This is a genomic window from Serratia sp. 2C06, from assembly GCF_050037615.1.
In the GTDB taxonomy this organism is placed as follows: Bacteria; Pseudomonadota; Gammaproteobacteria; order Enterobacterales; family Enterobacteriaceae; genus Serratia; species Serratia ureilytica.
Genome location: NZ_CP188299.1, coordinates 850,877 through 870,661, shown reverse-complemented (window position 1 = coordinate 870,661; position 19,785 = coordinate 850,877). Strand labels below are relative to the sequence as shown.

18 protein-coding genes are annotated in these 19,785 nt (G+C 60.4%); 7 read left to right on the top strand and 11 right to left on the bottom strand.

The genetic code is table 11. The features are described 5' to 3' along the window. Positions 1-98 precede the first annotated feature (98 nt). From ACP3TA_RS04630 to ACP3TA_RS04600, 7 genes are all read right to left on the bottom strand, one after another. On the bottom strand, positions 99-638 hold the full coding sequence (locus ACP3TA_RS04630; protein WP_033645335.1) for a fimbrial protein: 540 nt from the start codon (positions 636-638) through the stop codon (positions 99-101). A gap of 18 nt (positions 639-656) precedes the next feature. Further along, entirely contained in the window at positions 657-1,661 is a 1,005-nt protein-coding gene (locus ACP3TA_RS04625; protein WP_426784549.1) for a fimbrial protein, read from the bottom strand. A 14-nt stretch (positions 1,662-1,675) separates the two neighbouring features. Continuing rightward, positions 1,676-2,287 (bottom strand): fimbrial protein, encoded by a 612-nt coding sequence (locus tag ACP3TA_RS04620; RefSeq protein WP_033645333.1) that lies wholly within the window; start codon positions 2,285-2,287, stop codon positions 1,676-1,678. A gap of 11 nt (positions 2,288-2,298) precedes the next feature. Next, positions 2,299-3,045, bottom strand: a complete 747-nt coding sequence (locus tag ACP3TA_RS04615; protein ID WP_033645332.1) for a fimbrial biogenesis chaperone — start codon at positions 3,043-3,045, stop codon at positions 2,299-2,301. Between the two features lie 24 nt (positions 3,046-3,069). Next, positions 3,070-5,571 (bottom strand): fimbria/pilus outer membrane usher protein, encoded by a 2,502-nt coding sequence (locus tag ACP3TA_RS04610; RefSeq protein WP_033645331.1) that lies wholly within the window; start codon positions 5,569-5,571, stop codon positions 3,070-3,072. Between the two features lie 71 nt (positions 5,572-5,642). Beyond that, positions 5,643-6,194 (bottom strand): fimbrial protein, encoded by a 552-nt coding sequence (locus tag ACP3TA_RS04605; RefSeq protein ID WP_033645330.1) that lies wholly within the window; start codon positions 6,192-6,194, stop codon positions 5,643-5,645. A 91-nt stretch (positions 6,195-6,285) separates the two neighbouring features. Then, a complete protein-coding gene (locus ACP3TA_RS04600; RefSeq protein ID WP_033645329.1) occupies positions 6,286-6,816 on the bottom strand; it encodes a fimbrial protein in 531 nt (176 codons plus the stop codon). Positions 6,817-7,573: 757 nt separating this feature from the next. On the opposite strand from ACP3TA_RS04600, the gene ACP3TA_RS04595 reads away from it, so the two are divergent. From ACP3TA_RS04595 to fetB, 5 genes are all read left to right on the top strand, one after another. Then, entirely contained in the window at positions 7,574-7,987 is a 414-nt protein-coding gene (locus ACP3TA_RS04595; protein ID WP_033645328.1) for a hypothetical protein, read from the top strand. 29 nt (positions 7,988-8,016) lie between these two features. Further along, positions 8,017-9,117 (top strand): FKBP-type peptidyl-prolyl cis-trans isomerase N-terminal domain-containing protein, encoded by a 1,101-nt coding sequence (locus ACP3TA_RS04590; RefSeq protein ID WP_230358742.1) that lies wholly within the window; start codon positions 8,017-8,019, stop codon positions 9,115-9,117. Between the two features lie 37 nt (positions 9,118-9,154). Beyond that, positions 9,155-9,442, top strand: a complete 288-nt coding sequence (locus ACP3TA_RS04585; protein ID WP_004930885.1) for a FaeA/PapI family transcriptional regulator — start codon at positions 9,155-9,157, stop codon at positions 9,440-9,442. Between the two features lie 191 nt (positions 9,443-9,633). Beyond that, positions 9,634-10,311 carry an iron efflux ABC transporter ATP-binding subunit FetA gene (gene fetA / locus ACP3TA_RS04580; RefSeq protein ID WP_033645325.1) on the top strand — a complete coding sequence of 226 codons (678 nt, stop codon included), beginning with the start codon at positions 9,634-9,636 and terminating at the stop codon, positions 10,309-10,311. Further along, positions 10,298-11,071 (top strand): iron efflux ABC transporter permease subunit FetB, encoded by a 774-nt coding sequence (fetB, locus tag ACP3TA_RS04575; RefSeq protein WP_033645324.1) that lies wholly within the window; start codon positions 10,298-10,300, stop codon positions 11,069-11,071. The genes fetA and fetB overlap by 14 nt, the downstream gene beginning before the upstream one ends. Before the next feature lie 36 nt (positions 11,072-11,107). Here the strand turns inward: fetB and ACP3TA_RS04570 are convergent, their stop codons facing one another. Both ACP3TA_RS04570 and ACP3TA_RS04565 read right to left on the bottom strand, forming a co-directional pair. Further along, complete coding sequence (locus ACP3TA_RS04570; RefSeq protein ID WP_206196459.1) at positions 11,108-11,944, bottom strand: TIM barrel protein; 837 nt, start codon at positions 11,942-11,944, stop codon at positions 11,108-11,110. A gap of 31 nt (positions 11,945-11,975) precedes the next feature. Further along, positions 11,976-13,418, bottom strand: a complete 1,443-nt coding sequence (locus ACP3TA_RS04565) for a sugar porter family MFS transporter (protein WP_033645322.1) — start codon at positions 13,416-13,418, stop codon at positions 11,976-11,978. Between the two features lie 556 nt (positions 13,419-13,974). On the opposite strand from ACP3TA_RS04565, the gene ACP3TA_RS04560 reads away from it, so the two are divergent. After that, a complete protein-coding gene (locus ACP3TA_RS04560) occupies positions 13,975-15,480 on the top strand; it encodes a CoA-acylating methylmalonate-semialdehyde dehydrogenase (protein WP_033645321.1) in 1,506 nt (501 codons plus the stop codon). Positions 15,481-15,557: 77 nt separating this feature from the next. Next, positions 15,558-16,379 carry a 5-deoxy-glucuronate isomerase gene (gene iolB, locus ACP3TA_RS04555; RefSeq protein WP_033645320.1) on the top strand — a complete coding sequence of 274 codons (822 nt, stop codon included), beginning with the start codon at positions 15,558-15,560 and terminating at the stop codon, positions 16,377-16,379. 38 nt (positions 16,380-16,417) lie between these two features. Here iolB and ACP3TA_RS04550 read toward each other — a convergent pair whose 3' ends face one another. Both ACP3TA_RS04550 and ACP3TA_RS04545 read right to left on the bottom strand, forming a co-directional pair. Then, positions 16,418-17,254, bottom strand: coding sequence for a MurR/RpiR family transcriptional regulator (locus ACP3TA_RS04550; protein ID WP_004930856.1), 837 nt, complete (start codon positions 17,252-17,254; stop codon positions 16,418-16,420). Positions 17,255-17,457: 203 nt separating this feature from the next. Continuing rightward, complete coding sequence (locus tag ACP3TA_RS04545) at positions 17,458-19,389, bottom strand: bifunctional 5-dehydro-2-deoxygluconokinase/5-dehydro-2-deoxyphosphogluconate aldolase (RefSeq protein ID WP_033645319.1); 1,932 nt, start codon at positions 19,387-19,389, stop codon at positions 17,458-17,460. Positions 19,390-19,785 lie beyond the last annotated feature (396 nt).

Genomic DNA, 19,785 nt, shown 5'->3' with positions numbered 1-19,785 from the left:
TAAAAAGCCGTGGCGCCGCGCCGGAGCAAACGGTGACGGCCCATCGCCGGCGTTCGCGCGCCGGTCGTTTTCCTGATTTCCCTGGGACGGTGCGAGGCTTATTGGTACGCCAGCACAAAATTGGCGATGGACGTGAATTCGCCTTCGGTAATGCTTTGGTTTTGAATCGCGCTGGGCCGCCCTTGCACATAGGCGGTGAAGTTCAGGCTGTTGGGGCCGTTTTGCAGCGCGACGGCGCTGGTGGCCTTATTCAAATCGATGTCTGCGCCCTGATGATCGAACAGGGCGATGGCGGCGCCGTTCGCGCCGTTGTTGATCGCCAGCTTGCCCGGCATCTCTCCGTCTTCGGTGCCGCTGAAGGTCACGCTGACGGATTTGAACACCGTGGTCTTGCAGTCGGTCAGCTTGATGCTGAACGGCACCGGCGTGGTATGGCCGTAGCGGTACAGGGTTTTGACGATCACCGTGCCCATCTCCACCAGCTGATCGGCGGACTGCGGTTCGATATTGCACGGCCGGCTCACCACGGTGCCGTGGAACTGCACCGGCGCGCCGATAAGCTCGGTGTTCGCCGCCGCCGGCATGGCGGCAAACCACCAGGACGCGCAGCTGAGCAGCGCTAAAGCGCGTAGACGCATTTTCCGTTCCTCCCTCGGTTACTGGAATGCCGCCACGATGGTGGCCGACGCGTTGAATTCCCCTTCGCCGATCTCCGCGCCGCCGTTGGCGAACGGCGCCGCCACCAGGTTCCAGGAGCCGCCGTTGCCGATGTTCGGCACCGGGTAAAACTCGTTCGGAATGACCAACTGGCCGTTGTGCGTCAGCCGGATGCCGAGATCGTTCTTGTCGGTTTTGAACACCTCGTTGCTGAAGGCGGCCGCCGTGCCCGACACCGCCAGCTTGATGTTCAGCGTGCCGTCCTCGAAGCTGCCGCCCTCGCACTGGAAGCGCACCGGAATGCTTTGCGGATAGTTCGAGCCGTTGAGATCGCTGCCGCCGATTTCGCCGAACTCCACGTTGATCAGCTGGCCTTCGTTCACTACGCATTTATCCGGCACGTAAAGGATCGCGGACTGGATAAACACCTGCGCCATCGGATTGGGGCCGAAACCGCCGTCGGTCGAGCCGAGGCGGCCGAACATCTCGATGATCTGCCGATCGTTAATCTCGACGCCGTTGATGATCTTTTTGCGCACCCGGAAGGTGATGCGGCCTTTTGAACCGCTTCCATAGTTGTTGACCTGCACATAGGGCGGTGAGCAACTGTGATTGGGATACTCGTTGGATTCGTTGTAAAAAGGCACCGTGACATAGGCCTTCTTATTACCTGCAATCCACACTTCGGCTTTTAAATCCAGGAAGTCGTTCAACTGCAAGAAGCCGTTGCCGTAGTCAGAGGGGGGCAGCGCCGAATCCGACTTGTAAAAGTGCGGGCTTCGGGGGATCGGCGTATCGCAGTAGGCCTTGCCGGTATAGGTACCGCCTAATGAATAGGGAAACTGTTTGGTGAACCCCACCTGGTTGGTGATGTTGCTTTGATTCAGATCGATATAGAACTGTTTGGGGCCGCCGTCCGGCGTGACGTAGCCGTTGGCCCAGGCGGCGGGGGCCGCCAGCGCGATCGCCAGCGGCAGGCAGAGTTTGGTCAGTTGTGTTTTCATCGCGTTCTCGAGCCTCACAGGTAAATCACCTGAATGTGCGCCACGGCGGCGAACCCGGCCGCCATCACCGCCCGCTGGGTGGATTCCACGCTGGCGCTGAACCACAGGGTGTTGCTACCGGGTTGCAGAATGTAAGGGCGGCTGCGTTGATTCAGCTCCAGCGCCTGGCCTTGTTGGTCTTGCAGCCGCAGACCGATGCCCTGCACGCCGCCGTTCAGCTTCAGCAGCGATGGGTTGTCGACATCGCTTTCGCCGAGAAACACCAGCGTGGCGGCCTGCTCTCCCTGCAGGTAGAGGCGGCCGGCGTCGCCGTTGCGCGGGCCGGCCGGGTTATCCGCCAGCGCGCGCGCGCCCAGCAGGCAGTTGCGGAACGAGAGGCGAAAACGCACCGGCGCGCTGCGATCGCCGGCGTTGCGGAAGTCGCGTGCGCTGACGTCGCCCAGATCGACGGATTGATCCCGGCTGTCCGGCGTCAGGCTGCAGGGGGAGCTGAGCAGGCCGCCGTGAAAGCTGACGGTGCCGGTGGTGCCTTCGATCACGCCCAGCGGCGTTGCCGCCATCGCGCCGCCGCCGCACAGCAGTGCGCCGAGCAGCAGCGGGCGCAGTCGATCGGTGAATTCAGCCATGCTGGACCTCCTTATTTTTTCTCGGGCACGGCGGTGCAAACGCCGCCATTGCAGACGAAGCGCAGCTCCGGATGGCCGCCGTAGTCGTTGATGTAGGTGATGACGAAGCTGTTCATGCCGGTCTCTTGCAGCTTGAGGCTTTCGCTGGATTTCGGCTTCAGCATCAGCGGCTGAAAACCGCCGATCGCGCCGCCGCCCTGTTTTTGCGTCTGCCGCGTCATACCGGTCAGGGTGATGTAAAACGGCGTCGGGTTGTCGACGGTGATGGCGCCGCCGCTTTTACGGAACACCAGCTTTTCCTGCCACACCTGGCCCTTGGGCGCGACGATGGCTTTCGGCCGATAGAACAGTTTGATCTGCGTTTGCAGCGCCAGCTGCATCACGTTGGTTTTGGTGCTTTTCGGCGGAATTTCGCGCAGGTTGAAGTAGAACACCGACTCGCGATCCTGTGGCAGGCGATCCGCCTCCGGCGTCTTGGTGATGCGCACCACGCTGCGCTCGCTTGGTTCCACGCGCTGCAGCGGCGGCAGCACCACCAGCGGCGAGGTGATTTTCTGGTGCTGCTCGTTCTCCAGCCAGGACTGCGCCAGGAAGGGCAGCTCTTTGTTTTCGTTGACGATATTCAGGCTGATCGATTTGGCGTCGCTCACATAAACGGCGCGCGTGCGATCCAGCGATATCGCCGCGTCGGCGGTGGGCAGTACGGCGCTCAGGGCCAGGCCGGCGGCGGTCAGTAGCGTTATCGGGTGTTTGTTCATGTCATTATTTCTCAGCGTTACGGATTACAGGGTGGCGCACGGCAGCAGCAGCTGGTCCAGCGGCTTGGCGGCGCCGGGGATCACGATGCGGCAGCGGCGTTGGCCTTCCCAGGCGACGTCCAGTTTTTCCTCCGGCTGCACGCCGGTCAGGTAAACCGAGCCGCCGTCGTTGACCACCGCGACCTCGCGGCCTTTCTCGCTCAGCACCGCGGCGCCGAACGGCGGTTCGCTGCCGTCCGCGAGGCGAATGGTGGCCAACAGCTTGCTGCCTTTCACCACCTCGAAGTGGCGGTAACCGATGGCGCCTTCGGTCAGCGTGCCTTGCACCACGGCGCGAGTGGCCTCGACGTCGTCCGCCAGCTTGTTGACGTCGATGCGGGTGTCGGTGTTGTAGTAGCTGGTGATGTCGGAAATCACCGCCAGCCCGAAACGGTTGCTGTAGGCGCGGCCGTTGTTGATCGGCACGCCGGCGATGCCGTCGGTGTCGAGCATCATGCGGCTGCCGCCGTTGCTCGAGTTCTGATGCGCCGCGATGCCGTGCCGGGTCGCAGTGAGGCCGCCGCGGAACGAGCCACCGATCGACGAGTAGCTGTCCTGCTGGTAAGAGGCGCTGGCGTTCAGCGAGCCAAACGAGGCGTTGTGGGTGTAGTACCCGCGCGCCAGCGATTTGCCGGACTGATTAAAGCCGCCGCTGACCTGCCAGGTATTGTCCGGATCGCTGTAGTCGTTGTACGACGCGGTCTGCGTGACATCGCCGTTGTTGGTTTGCAGCGCATAACCGACGCGCCGACGGTCGCCGATCGGCACGGTGAAGTTGAGCATCACGCTGTCGTCGGTGCGGCCCTGGTAATAGGTGCGGTAAGCCGACAGCGAGGCGGTGATGTTGCTGATATCGCCGACGCTGAACAGCTTGCTGGCCGACAGCCCGTAACGGTCCTGGGTTCGCGCATCCCAATAGGTCTGGTGCGAGTAGGTCAGGTAGGCGGTGATCGCCTTGGCGCTGTCTTCCGCCATAAAGGTTTTGCTGGCGGTGATGGTATACAGCTCTTTCTGGCGGCCGTTGTAATTCTTGTCGTAATCGCCGTAACGCTCCTGCAGGTACTGCGACATGTTCATGAACTTGCGCTGCGAGAAGCGGTAGCCGGCGAAGGTGATCTGGCTGTTCAGCTCATCGAACCGTTTGGCGTAGTTGAGCTTGAACGACATGCCGCTGGCGGTCGGCTCGCCGGGCAGACGGGCGATCGACTGGGTGACGTCCAGCGACATGGCGCCGAACACGTTCAGATCGCGGCCGAGGCCGAGCGCCCAGGCGTTATAGTCGCCGCCGAGCAGCGCCCCGCCATACAGCGACCAGGCGTTGCTCAGCCCCCAGGAGAAGTCGCTGGCGGAAAACAGCGGGCCCTGGGTGCGGTGGTCGTAGGCCGAGGTTTTGCCGAGCGCCACGTTGTAGCGCACGTAGCCCGGGCGGGTCAGGTACGGAATGGTGGCGGTATCCACCTGGAAGGTCGAGACGGTGCCGTCCTGCTCTTCCACCTTGACGTCCAGCTTGCCGCGCACCGAGCTGTTGAGATCCTGAATGGCGAACGGCCCGGCGGGCACGGTGGTTTCGTACAGCGTGCGGCCTTCCTGCGAGACGGTGATCTTGGCGTTGCTCTTGGCGATGCCGCGCACTTCCGGCGCGTAGCCCTGCAGGTTCGGCGGCAGCATGCGCTCGTCGCTGGCCAGATTGAGGCCGGTGAAGCGATAGGCGTCGAACACCCCGGAGTCGAGATAAATCTCACCCAGCGTCAGCTTGGCGGCCTGCATCGGCAGCGCGCGGTAGGCGTAGATCTGGTTCCAGTCGAAGCCGGTGCTGCGATCGCCGGCCTGCTGATTGTAATTGGCCTGGTAGTCCGCGCGCAGGCGCCAGGGGCCCAGGTTGGCGCCCAGCGTGCCGTAGCTGCTCAGGTTCTGGGCGGTGTTGTTGTTGTGATTCTGCTTGCCTAACTGGCCGCTCAGGTTGTAGTCCAGCAGCAGGCCGGGAATGCCGTCGTCCCACTGCTCGGGCGGCGTCCAGTCGGGATCGGAGTATTTCATCCACGCCTGCGGGATGGTGATCGCCAGCACGCCGCCGCCGATGCGATCGGAGACGGTCGCGCCTTTGATGCCGCGAATGTCGGCGCACTGGTTGTCGTGCCACAGGGTGACTTTTTTGGCCGCTTCTTCTTTCAGCGCCATTTTTTCCACCAGATCAGGCGGCAGGCACACCTGGCTGCCGCTCTTGTTATCCGGCGACGGGAAATACTGAATGCTGCGCTGGGGCAGCGTTTTCTGGTTGATCTTGATGTCCAGCAAATAAGCGCCGGGCATGACGTAGTCGGCATCGGAGAAACGCGAAAGATCCACTTTGCTGCGCTCGCCGATATCCAGGACGTCGGTATTGAATTCCGTGGCGGAAAATGCCGGACGCACCCAGAGGAAAGATAGAATGACGAGAAGAGGTAGGTGTTTCCGTGTCAGTAATGACGTCATAGCATAATCACTCATGGCAAGTCCGCGCCCAATAGCAGGTCATCCGTGCGACCTGAATACGTAATGCTGTGCAGCGCCCGCCGGCGCTAGAGATAAGACAGGGTGAATTTGGCCAGAGAGCTGAAGCCGCCCGCCCGTGCCTTATCGGGATGCAGGCGCAACTGCGCGCCAAAACGCAGCGTGTTGTCGCCGGCGACGATCTGGTAATCCGCCGTCGTGCTGCCGAGCGGGATCGGGGTGCCGGCATCGGTCAACAGCTCGATAGCCACGCCCTGCGCCTCGCCGTAAACGCCCAGCAGGGAAGGATCCCGGCTGTCGGCGGTGCCGTCGAAGGTGACGTTGGCTGCGCGATAGATGAAGTCAGGCTTCACCTGGCTGGCCAGTTCGCAGTTCACCAGTTTGATCGTGAAATGACGGCGGCTGCCGATCAGCACCGATTGCCCGTCCTGCGAGGCATCGGTCATGGAGATCAGACCGAAATCGACGGTTTGATCCAGGCTGTCGCTGGCGATGCCGCACGGCGTTTCAACGATGGTGCCGCCCAGGCTGACTTTGCCGTGGCCCTGATTTTTCACTGCCGCCGCCGCGCTGCCTACGCTGAGCGCGATGAGCAACAGGCCGCAAAGGCGGATAGTCATGCTGGCGTCTCCCTGTCTTGCCCTGTTCCCTTGCCGCTCTCGTCGGCATGCAATCAAGCGGGGGATGCCCTGAGACATCCCCTGTGGGGTATTACAGGTAAGCCAGGGTGAAGTTGGCCACGCTGGTGAAGTCGCCCGGCACCACGGCGGCGGAGGCGCTGCTGCCCTGCAGGTAAGCGGCGAATTTCAGCGAGTTGTCGCCGTTGTTCAGGCCCTGACCGTCGGTCGCCGTGCCCAGTTCCACTTCCTTGGAGTGCAGGTTGTCGTAGATCACGATGCCGGCGCCGGTTGCCGTGCCGCTCAGGGCCAGCAGTTTGTTGTTGACCGGATCAGGCGTGCCGGTAAAGGTCACCTTGACGTTTTTCATGGTGGAGATGGAGCAATCTTTCAGTTCGATGTTGAAAGGTTGCATGCTGGATTTACCCTGGTTAGCCAGGATGCGGCTGCTGATCTGGCCCATTGGTACGGTTTGGTCAACGGATTCCGGCGCGACGCTGCATGGCGCATCGATAATTTCGCCGGTAAAGGTGACTTTACCGCTGCCCTGATTAGATGCGGCGTGAGCAACAGATGCAGAAGCGAAAGCAATCACGGTTGCCAGCATTAATTTATTCAGTTTCATTTCTCAGGTTCCTGTAGAGAGTTTTTAAATAAAAAGAACAGCACATCTAAATCCCCCGCAGCGGCGGCAACGTCATGTCGCCGGCCGTACGGTTGGAGCCAGATCCTTTTGCTCTGGGCAATACGCCAACATCCGTTATTTATGAGAAATAACGAGATTGGGAAAATCGACAATGGATTTTCTGGTAAATAAAATACGAGTTTTACGTGTGGCGTGTTGCTGGGAATATTCTTGCAAATAATAGTATTGCTTGGAAATAGATTTTATTAAATTAAGTCAAATTCAGAATATAAAACCAAAAGGAAAAAGAAATATATTTGCTTTAAAACCAATAGATCGTATACAAATATTATCCAGTATAAATCACTATATAAATAACGATATGCGAGATATTAGATCGGGGGAAATAGGCTGATACCTACAATTCGCCATATTGTTTTGCTAATATCGCCCTGAGGCAGCAGATGATGAATTTCCCTTTAGAAACAAAATATAAAACATAATCTATTGTTTTTATTGTTGTTTCGTGGTTTTCTTCTCCTAAGGGATTGGTTTTTTTATTCGTGTTTAGCCCGCGTTTAGGTCTAATTCATTAACAATTAAATAACAATGTCATCGGTAGTGAATTATTCTATCGCACTGCGGTATAGGGATTTTTCACTGCCTAACCCATTTTGATTAATCAAATTAAGGCATGTGCTGTTGCCGTTCGCCACATAATGATGACCTAAGTGACAATTAAAGGATTATAAACGGAATGATAACGATGATTAATGCTTGCGGCGGCCGCCGCACGGTAGTTTCTGCTATATTTTTACTGTCTGTCATGTCGCTGTCAGGCTGCGTGGGCGGTAGCAAGACAAACCTGAATTCCGTGAAAAAAATTTCACAGAACAATCCTAATGATAAATCCGATGAACAACGTATCGCGCTTTGCCAGCAACGGGTTAACTCATTAAAAAATATTAATCCGCAGAGTTACCAAAAACGCATTGCCTATTTTAACGGTCTGCTTTCCAACGCTTCCGGATATGCCGGCGTGCGCGGCAATGTGGATGAAAGCACCCGTAAAGCGATTGATGCTCTTTATCAATATAAAACCGAGAAATTCTGCGCCGACGTTGAACATGAGCTGATGTCCGATCTGTCCAACCGGGTCGAGAATCTGTAGCCATGAAGCGATGCGCGCAAAGATGGGCGATGGGGCTTTGGCTGTTGGCGCTGAGCGGCGCCGTTTGCGCCGCTGACGACGGCATTCCCGCCCTGTTGAAATTTGCCGAACAGCGGCAGGCTCCGCCGGCCGCGCTCAAGGAGGAAACCGCGCGTAAACCGGCGCCCGCACCGGCCGCCAAACCGGCCGCCGTCGCGGGGGCAGACGGCGCTCGTTTAACTTCTCTGAAGCACTCTGTACAACAGCAGGCGGAGAAAATCCGTCAGCTGGAGCGCCAGTTGGCGGCGGCTCAGGCCGCCGCGGCGCCGAAAAGCGAGCGGACCGATGTCGATATTCGGCCACTGGCCGATGCCCTGAAGGCGTTGCGGCAGGCCGTTGCGCCGTTGCCTGAGGTCACCGCGCTGGCCGCTTCGCTCACGCGGGCCGAACAGCGCAGCGCAAGCTTGACGGCGCAGTTGGCACAGCAACGACAGCGGGTAGACACCTTGCTGGCTGAGCGGCGGCAGGCGGCTGAGGCCCCGGTGCTGGCCAGCGAGGCGGACAAGCAGGCGTATGCCGCCGGCGTGTCTCTGGGGCGCGACATTTTGCATCTGCAGCAGGAGAACCGGCGCGCGGGGCTGGAGGCTGACCGGCAGCTTTTGCTGGCCGGCATCGCCGATACCCTGGCCGGGCGGTTGCGGCTGGATGAGGCCGCCATCGACGGCGCGCTGCGCGCGGCTCAGCAGCGTTTGCAGCAGACACAGGCTCCTCCGCTGGACGGCAAGGCCTATCTGGCCGATTTCGCCCGCCAGGAAGGGGTAAAGCGGGATGCACTCGGTTTCTACTATCGGGTGGACTATGCCGGCAGCGGCGCGATCGGCGCCGACGATCGGGTGGATATCGTGGTGCGCGAAAGCCTGACCGACGGCCGGGTGGTCAAAGATATGGAGCTGGCGGGGACAGTGATCTCGCAGCCATTGACGCGCTATCCGCCGCTGTTTCGCGCCGCTATCGAGAAGCTGCAGCGCCACGGCTCGATCACGCTGGCGGTGCCGCCGGCGCTGGCGTACGGCAAGCAGGGCAGCCCGCCGGCGATCCCCCCGAATGCCACCATGATTTACACCCTGCGCATCGCTGACGTGCAGCCGTGAGCGGGGTGCTCAGCAGTAACCACTCAGGAGGAATGCTATGGCCAAGGCGCCGAAAACGTTTGAAAGCAGAAAATCGCTGATGCTGAATGTGTTGCAAGGATTGTGCAGGGAGCGTGTGGAAGGATCTGGGGGCCACCATCCCCCGCCGGAACAGTGGCCGAAGACGCGCGAGCTGGCGGATAAATGCGGCGAAAATATTTATACCACCCGCACCCTGCTGCTGGCGCTGGAAAAGGAGGGCAAGGTTCACTGCACCCACCGCAGCATCAACAATTCTCTCCGCTGGTACAGCTGCGACGAACAGGCAGCGATAAAAAAAGAGTGATTCGACCCTGGCGGTCGCTTTTGACTATTCCTACAGCTAATCATTAATTAAATTTATCATTTGACGGGGCGTTTCGCTCCGTCAATCCTCCCTCTTCGTTCGCTGCCATCCGTACAGGCATTGCTAAGATGTTTTTTGCAGCCATATACTTATCGCTCAGACGGGAACAGGTGTAGGGAGCCGGCATCGTAATGAAGGAAAAGAAAGATATACTGAGATTGGATGATATTCATTATCAAATAGACCGCCAGGTGATCCTGGACTCCGTCTCTTTCACGTTGGGTGAGGGCGAGTTCAAACTGATCACCGGGCCTTCCGGCTGCGGAAAAAGCACGCTGCTGAAAATCATCTCTTCCTTAATGAATCCGACCAGCGGAAGCCTCTATTTTGACGGCCAGGCGATCGACGAGATGTCGCCGGAGGCGTATCGCAAGCAGGTCTCTTATTGCTTCCAGACGCCGGCGCTATTCGGCAATACGGTTTACGACAATCTGGCGCTGCCGTATCAGATCCGCCAGGAACCGCCGGCCGAGCGAAAAATGAAGGCCGATCTGGCGCGTTTCGGCCTGCCGGAGGCGATGCTGACGAAAAGCATCAATGAACTGTCCGGCGGGGAGAAGCAGCGCGTGTCCCTGATCCGCAACCTGCAGTTTATGCCGCGGGTGCTGTTGCTCGATGAGATCACCAGCGCGTTGGACGAGGAAAATAAGCGCAACGTCAACGAAATCGTGCATCAGCTGGTGGCGGAACACCGGCTGGCGGTGCTGTGGGTGACGCACGATACCGAAGAGATAGCGCATGCGGACGAGGTGATCACCCTGCGCGCGCACGGCGCCGAGCCACAGGAGCAACAGCATGAATCAGCATAATATCACCAACGAATCCTTGGGCTTGTCGATGGTGCTGGTGGTGGTCGCCATCCTGATCAGCCACCGGGAAAAGCTGGCGCTGGAAAAGGACATCATCTGGAGCATCTGCCGCGCGGTGGTGCAGCTGATCATCGTCGGCTACGTGCTGAAGTATATTTTCGACCTGGATAACGCCGTTCTCACCGTGTTGATGGTGCTGTTCATCTGCTTTAACGCGGCCTACAACGCCAAGAAACGCAGCAAGTACGTCGAACACGCTTTCGTGACGTCGTTTATCGCCATCACCACCGGCGCGGTGCTGACGCTGGCGGTACTGGTGTTGACCGGCTCCATCGAATTTACGCCGATGCAGGTGATCCCCATCTCCGGGATGATCGCCGGTAACGCCATGGTGGCGGTGGGGCTGTGCTATACCAACCTCGGCCAGCGTTTCAAAAGCGAGCAGCAGAAGATTCAGGAGATGCTCAGCCTGGGGGCGACGCCCAAGTTCGCGTCGGCGGCGCTGATCCGCGACAGCATCCGCGCTTCGCTGATCCCGACCGTCGACTCGGCGAAAACCGTTGGGCTGGTCAGCCTGCCGGGCATGATGTCCGGGCTGATCTTCGCCGGCATCGATCCGGTGAAAGCGATCAAATATCAGATTATGGTGACCTTCATGCTGCTTTCCACCGCCAGCCTGTCGACCATCATCGCCTGCTATCTGGCCTACCGTAAGTTTTACAACGAGCGCCATCAGCTGGTGGTCGGCAACCTGAAGTAACGCCATGAAAAACGGCCTCCGCGGAGGCCGTTTTTTTTACCCTTGCAGCAGGGCGATGCTCTGGCGGATTTCCCGTTCGATATCCGCCCCGCTCCAGCGGTCCAGCTGTGAAGAGAACGGCTCGAAGGCATAGACGCCGGTGTAGCCCAGGCGTTCCAGGTTCTGCACCTGGCGGCGGCTCTCCAGCCGATCGCCCTCGCTCAGCATGATGCGCTCTTCGTCGCTCAGCGCGCTTTTATCCCGCCCGTCCTCCACGCCGGACAGATGCACCAGGCCGATCTGCGCCACCTGGATCTGCGCGTCGAAGTCGGCCTGCGCCACATCGCTCAGATAGTGGTGGAACGTATCGAGCACGATGCGGTACGGCGCGCCCGAGTCGCGGATAAGCGCCTGGGTCAGCAGCGACGATCGCAGCGAGCTGATGCCGAAGCCCAGCGGTTCGACGTATCCCTGTACGCCATAGCGGGCAAACAGCGGCGCCAGCAGCCGCAACGCCGCGAGGGTGTCGTCCCGTTTTTGCTGCTCGCTGCGCGTGTCGTCGGCGCTGCAGTGCGGGCACAGCACCAACGCCCGGCTGCGGATGGCCTGCGCCTGCGCCAGCATCGCTTCGGCGCGCTGTTGCAGCGCTGCCGGGTCATCCATCAGATTGAACCTGCTGAGGGCGTTGATCGTGACGATCTCGATGCCGTATTGCGCGGCGAGCGCGTTGAGCTGCGCGTCGCTCAGATCGTCGGTCACCTTGCCGCTGGGCATGTCGTTGCGCAGCTCAACTTTGCTGAGCCCGCAGCGTTTCACCAGGCGGAAAAAATTGTCCAGATCGAGATTCGGCGCGATCTTGCGGTTAATGCAGAAGCGGTCCAGCGCAATGTTCATGGGCATGACTCCAGCGGTCAGGGTTGAGAGATCAGGATTTGCCGTTTTCCAGCGGCAGCGGCTTGCCGTCGGGCTGGGATTGGCGGTGGCGTTTGGCCAACACCACCTGCTCCATTTTTTCCAGCGAGACGCCTTTGGTTTCCGGAATATAGCGGCCGATGAACCAGTAGCTGAACAGGCAGCAGGCGGCGAAGATCCACATCGGGAAGGCGCCGTGGAAATGCGAGAACAGGTAAGGGTGATCGTTGATCATCGGGAACGACTGCGACACCGCGAAGTTGGCGACCCACATGCAGCCGACGGCGATGCTCATCCCCTGCGCGCGCATGCGGTTCGGGAAGATCTCCGACACCAGCACCCAGGCGCCGACGCCCCAGGAGAGCGCATAAAACACCATGAAGAACAGCATGCCGAACAGCGCGAAATAGCCGGTGGCCTGGGTGTAGAGCGCGTACGAGGTGAGCAGCAGGCCCGCGATGGCGCCCAGCGTGCCGTAACGCATCAACGGAATGCGGCCCATGCGATCCATCAGCATGGCGCCGATGACCGAACCGACCAGCTGCAGCACGCCGATCCAGATGGTCTGGAACAGCGCTTCCTGCGCGTTTTCGGTGACGGTTTTCAGCACCACCGGCGCGTAGTACATCATCACGTTAACGCCGGTGACCTGTTGCAGCATGGCGATCATACAGCCGACGAACAGGATGAAACGCACCCGCACATCGCCGTAGTTCAGCTTCCGGTGCTGCTGCTGTTGATCCTGCTGCAGCGAGTCTTTGATTTCTTTCAGCAGATTCTGCGCGTGGGCGGCGTTGGAGACCTTGGTCAACATCGCCAGCGCCTGATCGTCGCGGCCCATCATCACGTTCCAGCGCGGCGATTCAGGAATGACGAACACCAGGATGCAGAACAGAATGCAGGGGATCACGCCCGAGGCGAACATCCAGCGCCAGCCCATTTCCACCAGCCAGGCTTCGCTGGCGAGGCTGGCGATTTTGAAGTTGACGTAGAAAATCACGATCTGACCGAAGACGATGGCGAACTGCTGCATGCTGAGCGCCCGCCCGCGCATGTCTTTCGGCGACACTTCCGACATGTACATCGGCGACACGGTGGCGGCGATGCCGACCGCCAGCCCGCCAATGATGCGGTAAATGACGAACCAGGTGAAGGTCGGGGCCAATGCGGCGCCGACGGCGGAAACGGTGAACAGCAGCGCCGCCAGCATCAGCGCTTTTTTACGGCCCCAGCGCGCCGCCAGCGGCCCGGCGGCGAAGGCGCCGACCACGCAGCCGATCACCACGTTGGAGACGGCCCAGCCGGTTTCGGCCGGGCTGAGATTGAAATAGGTTTTCAACGCTTCGATCGCGCCGGAGATCACGGCGGTGTCGTAGCCGAACAGAATGCCGCCCAGGGCGGCGATGCCGCAAATTCGCAATATGTAACCGGTATTGTGCTTACGCTGATATGACATGTGTTGCTCCGATTTTTATCCTGGCTTCCGTCCGCACGGTTGGGGTGTCGGGAAGAGGGCGAGCGGAAGGGTGTGAACCGTGCCTGTCATCAAGGCGATGTCGTTGATAAATGCTGGAACAAACAAGAACATTTATTTCATAATTAGTGAATAATGGAATATTGATTTTTAGATCCAGTTCAAAAAAAACCGTCGCGAGCGATCCGGGCGCCTTGGGCGTTCGGAGGGAGGCGGTAACGGCCGCAGGTCAGGCGCAGTGCGGATTTTCTGTAGCAAAGTCAGTGTGCATTAGCGATGGACTCTCCTGCGAAACCGCGCCTTGATTGGCGCGGTAATGAAAGCGCCAACCCGATCGACACCGCAAAATTGCGACCTCACGCACTAAAAATAAATTTTTCAAAACAATTTATTTGAAACTTTTTTTTCAATGAAATAGAGTTTGCTGCATCCGGTCAGGATGTAGCCGGCTTGCCGACGGGGTTTGGCGAGCGGGACGATTAACGCCGCGCCGCCTGCGTGTGGCCAGGCGACAGCGGACTTGAAAAGAGGGCGTGACATGAAAACCGTGGGTAACTTTATTGACGGGCAGGTGTGCCTGAGCAGCAGCAATCAGACCGTCGACGTGCACAACCCGGCCAGCGGGCAGGTTGAGCGGCGCGTCACGCAGAGCACCGCCGCCGAAGTCAAGCAGGCCATCGACGTGGCCCACCGGGCGTTCGCCGACTGGTCGCGCACTACGCCGCTGCGCCGCGCGCGCATCATGTTCAATTTCAAGGCGCTGCTGGAACAGCACCGCGACGAGCTGGCCGAGCTTATCGTCAGCGAGCACGGCAAAGTGTATTCGGATGCGCTGGGCGAACTGACGCGCGGCATGGAAGTGGTCGAATTCGCCTGCGGCATCCCGCATCTGATCAAGGGCGAGTACTCATCTGATGTCGGCAGCGGCGTCGACAGCTTCTCGCTGATGCAGCCGCTGGGCGTGGTGGCGGGCATTACTCCGTTCAACTTCCCGGCGATGGTGCCGATGTGGATGTTCCCCATCGCGCTGGCCTGCGGCAACACCTTCGTCCTCAAGCCGCCGGCGCTGGTGCCTTCGGCCTCGGTGCGCCTGGCGGAACTGTTGAAGGAAGCCGGTTTGCCGGACGGCGTGTTCAACGTGGTGCACTGCGCCAATGAAGAGGCGGCGCAGCTGTGTACCGATCCGCGCATTCAGGCGGTGAGCTTCGTCGGCTCCTCCACCGTGGCGGAACATATCTATACCACCGCCAGCGCGCACGGCAAGCGGGTGCAGGCCTTCGGCGCGGCGAAGAACCAGGCGATCGTCATGCCGGACGCCGATCTGGACGCCACGGTCAACGCGCTGATGGGCGGCGCGTTCGGCTCTGCCGGCGAGCGCTGCATGGCGTTGCCGATCGCCGTGGTGGTCGGTGACGACACTGCCGATAAACTGATCGCCAAACTGAAGCCGCTGATCGCGCAGCTGCGGGTCGGGCCGGGCTTGCAGCAGGGCGGCGAAGAGAATGAAATGGGGCCGCTGGTGTCGTCCGCTCACCAGAAAAAGGTGCTGGGCTACATCGATTTGGGCGTGGAAGAAGGCGCCACCCTGGTGGCCGACGGCCGCAACTATCAGGTGCCGGGCTATCCTGAAGGCTACTACGTCGGCGGCACGCTGTTCGACCATGTGACGCCGAACATGCGCATCTACCGCGAAGAGATTTTCGGGCCGGTGCTGGGCATCGTACGGGTGCCGGACTACCGCACCGCCATCGACACGGTGAACGGCCACGAATTCGGCAACGGCAGCGCCATCTTCACCGGCAGCGGCCACTATGCGCGCCAGTTCGTGCAAGACGTGCAGGCCGGAATGGTCGGCGTCAACGTGCCGGTGCCGGTGCCGATGGCGTTCCACAGCTTCGGCGGCTGGAAGCGCTCGGTGTTCGGCGCGTTGAACGTGCACGGCACCGACGGCGTGCGCTTCTACACGCGCATGAAGACCGCCACCGCGCGCTGGCCGGCCGGGCAGCAGACGGTGTCCGAATTCAGCATGCCGACGCTGGGCTAAGCGCTTTCACACTCAGGCCAGGCCGTTGCTCCTTCGGAGCAACGGCCTTTGCACTGCGAGTTAACAGGAGAATCGAAATGTCTTCACTGCTTGCCAAATGTCAGACGCCGAACGCCGAGGGGCGTATCCAGCACGTGACGCCGGAAAATGCCGGTTGGCGCTATGTCGGCTTTGACGTTTACCGCCTGGCTGCCGGGCAGTCGCTGCAGCTGGAATGCGGCGACAAGGAACTGTGTCTGGTGCTGGTGGCCGGTATCGCCTCCGTCGCCACGCGGCGCGCTGAATACCCGCATATCGGCAAACGCATGAGCCCGTTCGAGCGCACGCCGCCGTATGCGGTGTATGTGCCGCACCACGATCGCATCGACGTGCGGGCGGAAACCGATCTGGAGCTGGCGGTGTGCAGCGCGCCCGGCGGCGGCCACCTGCCTTCACGGCTGATCACGCCGGCGGATATCGGCGTGGAGCGGCGCGGCAAGGGGCGCAACCAGCGGCTGGTGCACAACATTCTGCCGGACAGCGAGCCGGCCGACAGTCTGCTGGTGGTGGAGGTTTACACCGACGAGGGCAACACCAGCTCCTACCCGAGCCACAAGCACGATCAAGAAGACTCGCCGGACGAAACCTATCTGGAAGAGACGTACTATCACCGCATTCAGCCGGAGCAAGGGTTCTGCATGCAGCGCGTCTATACCGACGACCGCACGCTCGACGAGTGCATGCCGGTCTACAATCGCGACGTGGTGAAAGTGCCGCGCGGTTATCACCCGGTGGCGACCCTGGCGGGTTACGACAACTATTACCTCAACGTGATGGCCGGGCCGGTGCGGCAGTGGAAGTTCACCTGGGAAAAAGACCACGCCTGGATTAACGGCGACGGCTACCCCGCCGCGCAATAGGCGCTTGAGGCCCGGCTTGCCGGGCTTTTTTGTCAGCTTTACTCGTCCCGGGCGTTATTCAGCGCCAGCGAGACCGCCAGCGTCTGCGCCAGGCACATCGAAGCCACCTGCGAGCGGAACCCGTCCACCTGCGCTTCGCGCACCACGAAACAGACGTCGCTGAAGGCGGCCAGCGGGCTGACCTGGCTGTCGGTGATGGCGATCTGCTGCGCGCCGCGCTTGGCGCCCAATTCCACCAGTTCCACCGCCTCGCGGGCGTACGGCGAATAGCTGATGGCGATCACCACGTCCTTCGGTTTCACCATGCTCAGCTGTTCGGTGAACATCCCGCCCAGGCCGTCGATCAGAAACGCGCGGCGCTCCAGATGGCGCAGCGCATAGGTGAGGTAGGAAGCGACGCTGAACGAGCGGCGCAGGCCGATCACGTAGATGTTTTCGGCGTTGTTGAGCAGCTCGACGGCGCGATCCAGCTGCTCGGGGGCGATCTGCATCGCCAGCTGCTGCAGCGCCTGCGCGTTGACCATGGTGAACACGTTGAGAATCTCCGCCGGTTTCTCCGGCGCGACGTTGTCGTCGGTGGAGGTTTGGCGGAACAGGCGCGCGCGCTCGGTATAGTTCACCGTCTCTTCCATCAGATGCTGACGGAACACCTGCTTCATTTCGTTGAAGCCGCTGAAGCCGAAGGCGTTGGCGAAACGGATCAGGGTGGAAGGCGGCACGCTGGCCTGTGCGGCGATGGAGGCAACGGTATCGAAAGCGATGCTGTTACTGTTATCCAAAATGTAGCGCGCCACCTGCTTCAAACGCTTGCTCAGCGTTTCATAACGGTGGCGGATCTCGTCCTGTAACAGCGAAAGTTGAGTTGGGTTGTTCATCCATTCGGCTCGCAGTGGGGTGAAGGCGCATTGGCCTGACGCCTGAAATATTGACAGGGTATTTTAACAGACGGAGCGGAAATTTCATTTCCTCAAAAAGCGATTTATTCGATCGCACATTGCGCGACTTCACAGAAAATGGGCAAAAAAATCCCCTTAAAGCGGCGAAATGGCCTTAAGGGGACGTGAACCTGCTGTTGCTGTCAGTGCGCGCCGCCCGCCTGCGGACGGTACTGGCGCCAGAAACCGATCAGCGTCAGGTATTTTTGTTTCACCTGCTCGATCAGGGCCGCGTCGTCGATTTCCCCCTGTAGCCAGCGGCGCGAAGGTTGGCCGAAAATGGTGCGGCCGACGGCGAAACCTTTCACCCAGCGCGCATCTGCGGCGGCGGCAAAGCCCGCCTTCAGCACCGCCTCCGGGGAGTCGAGCCCCAGGATCAGCACGCCGCGGCAGTCGGGATCGCAGGCGTCGATCAGCGCGCCGACCCGCTGCCAGTTTTCCGCGCTCAGCGGCGGCAGTTTCCACCAGTCCGGCTGAATGCCCAACTGGTAGAAGTGTTCAATCATCTCCAGGTAATAGCGCTCGTCCTTGTCGGCATTGCCGTCCGGCAGGATCACCTCCAGCAGCAGCTCATGGCCGGATTTGCAGCAGCCGCGGTAGACGTCGGCGATCAGCGCATCCTGTTCGCGGCGCAGTTCCGCCGCGTCGTGTGGGTGATAAAACACCAGGCACTTCACCACGTGCTCCTGCGGCCAGTCGATCAATTGCGAGCCGATATTGCCGTGCTCCAGGCGCAGCGGGCGCGAGCTGGGCAGCTCCACCGGCCGGCCGATCCACCATCCCTGGCCGGTGATTTCGTTCAGCGCCGCCTGCCCGTAGGTGGTGTCGGCCAGAATGCCGCTGTTGCCGTTGAGCCCGGCCTGCGCGGCGGCCTGTCGCGCCGCAGTGAGCAGCAGGGTCTTCAGACGCGGGATGCGTTCCTCGCCGACGCCGGCTTCGCGCGCCATGTCCGCCAGCTGCTTGCGGTGATCGAAGGCGAACACGCACAGTTCCGGCCACTGTTGCTTGCGGGTGGTGACCCGGTGCAGGTGGTTCAGGCGCGCGTCGCGGTCCGGGCGCGTGACCTGTTGTTCACGCTGCAGGTAGTCGTCCAGCTCCCGTTTGGTCGGCATGGCCGGCGCGCAGCCGTGGCGCGAGACCACCAATGCGCCGCAGGCGTTGGCGTAGCGGCAGGCCTGATCCCAACCCTCATCGTTCAGATAGCCGCGCAGCAGACCGGACATAAAGGCGTCGCCGGCCCCCAGCACGTTCAGCACCTCCACCCGCACGCCGGCGTGCAGCTTCACCTGCGCCCAGTCGTCGGCGATGTCATCTTCGAACACCGAGCAGCCCTGCGCGCCGCGCTTGCACACCAGCGTGGCCGCGGTCGTCCGGCGCACGTTTTTCAGCGCCGTCAGCGTATCGGTGCTGCCGCCGGCGATATGAAATTCCTCTTCGGTGCCGACGATCAGATCGAAATGGTGCAGCACTTCCTGCAGCTCGCGGGTCACCTGTGCCGATTCCACAAAGCGGGTTTCGCCGTCGCCCAGCGACGTCAGCCCCCACAGCACCGGGCGATAATCGATGTCGAGCGCGGTGCGCAAACCGTGGCGGCGCGCGTATTCCAGCGCCTTCAACACGGCGGCGCGGGTGTTCGGGTGCGACAGGTGCGTGCCGGTGATGGCCAGCGCGCGCGCGCTGGCGATGTAGGTTTCGTCGATGTCGTCCGGCGTCAGCGCCATGTCCGCGCAGTTTTCGCGGTAGAAGATCAGCGGGAAGGTTTCCTGATCCTTGATGCCGAGGATCACCAGGCCGGTTAACCGGTGTTTGTCGGTGATCAGACAGCGGGTATCGGCCCCGACGCGCTGCAGCTCTTCACGCAGAAAGCGGCCCATGTGTTCATCGCCGACGCGGGCCAGCATGCCGGATTTCAACCCCTGAATGGCGGTGCCGTAGGCCACGTTGCCGGAAGAGCCGCCGAGGTATTTGGCGAATGTGCCGGCGTCTTCCAGACGCGCGCCGATCTGCTGAGCATAGAAATCGACGGCGATGCGCCCGAGACAAATGACATCAAGCTGTTTTTCTTGTGTAGCCATACCCGTTTCCTTCTGTTTAAGCAAAACTCCGGCGGCGGCCCGAGCGTGGCGCCTTGCAGGAAGCATGGGAACAGTATGGGGAATGAAAATTTCAATTTCAATATGGAATGAAATTTACACCCCAAAAATGTGATGCATTTAAAACATCGACGGAGGAGCGGAAAAAGCGGATTAAGTCGCCATGAGAGGGTGGCGGAGGGCGTGTGGCAAAGAGGCGCCGGGGCAGGATGAAAGACGGTCGCCCTGCGTGCTGATGGCATTCCCCGGCTGGTGCGCGGCGCTAAGCCGGTAAAGGCCAAACCACGAGATGAAACGGGCTTTTCATCTAATATGCGATCTTTATCGCAAAATGAAATGTTTCTTCTGTAATGTGATTTTATGAAAAATATATTTGTT

Bases quoted from the DNA above. Each gene is read 5' to 3' on its own strand.
- ACP3TA_RS04595 (WP_033645328.1), top strand. From the start codon at position 7,574: ATGATAACGATGATTAATGCTTGCGGCGGCCGCCGCACGGTAGTTTCT.
- ACP3TA_RS04560 (WP_033645321.1), top strand. From the start codon at position 13,975: ATGAAAACCGTGGGTAACTTTATTGACGGGCAGGTGTGCCTGAGCAGC.
- fetA (WP_033645325.1), top strand. From the start codon at position 9,634: ATGAAGGAAAAGAAAGATATACTGAGATTGGATGATATTCATTATCAA.
- ACP3TA_RS04570 (WP_206196459.1), bottom strand. From the start codon at position 11,944: ATGAACATTGCGCTGGACCGCTTCTGCATTAACCGCAAGATCGCGCCG.
- ACP3TA_RS04605 (WP_033645330.1), bottom strand. From the start codon at position 6,194: ATGACTATCCGCCTTTGCGGCCTGTTGCTCATCGCGCTCAGCGTAGGC.
- ACP3TA_RS04620 (WP_033645333.1), bottom strand. From the start codon at position 2,287: ATGGCTGAATTCACCGATCGACTGCGCCCGCTGCTGCTCGGCGCACTG.
- ACP3TA_RS04615 (WP_033645332.1), bottom strand. From the start codon at position 3,045: ATGAACAAACACCCGATAACGCTACTGACCGCCGCCGGCCTGGCCCTG.
- fetB (WP_033645324.1), top strand. From the start codon at position 10,298: ATGAATCAGCATAATATCACCAACGAATCCTTGGGCTTGTCGATGGTG.
- ACP3TA_RS04565 (WP_033645322.1), bottom strand. From the start codon at position 13,418: ATGTCATATCAGCGTAAGCACAATACCGGTTACATATTGCGAATTTGC.
- ACP3TA_RS04585 (WP_004930885.1), top strand. From the start codon at position 9,155: ATGGCCAAGGCGCCGAAAACGTTTGAAAGCAGAAAATCGCTGATGCTG.
- ACP3TA_RS04625 (WP_426784549.1), bottom strand. From the start codon at position 1,661: ATGAAAACACAACTGACCAAACTCTGCCTGCCGCTGGCGATCGCGCTG.
- ACP3TA_RS04550 (WP_004930856.1), bottom strand. From the start codon at position 17,254: ATGAACAACCCAACTCAACTTTCGCTGTTACAGGACGAGATCCGCCAC.
- ACP3TA_RS04600 (WP_033645329.1), bottom strand. From the start codon at position 6,816: ATGAAACTGAATAAATTAATGCTGGCAACCGTGATTGCTTTCGCTTCT.
- iolB (WP_033645320.1), top strand. From the start codon at position 15,558: ATGTCTTCACTGCTTGCCAAATGTCAGACGCCGAACGCCGAGGGGCGT.
- ACP3TA_RS04590 (WP_230358742.1), top strand. From the start codon at position 8,017: ATGGGGCTTTGGCTGTTGGCGCTGAGCGGCGCCGTTTGCGCCGCTGAC.
- ACP3TA_RS04545 (WP_033645319.1), bottom strand. From the start codon at position 19,389: ATGGCTACACAAGAAAAACAGCTTGATGTCATTTGTCTCGGGCGCATC.
- ACP3TA_RS04630 (WP_033645335.1), bottom strand. From the start codon at position 638: ATGCGTCTACGCGCTTTAGCGCTGCTCAGCTGCGCGTCCTGGTGGTTT.
- ACP3TA_RS04610 (WP_033645331.1), bottom strand. From the start codon at position 5,571: ATGAGTGATTATGCTATGACGTCATTACTGACACGGAAACACCTACCT.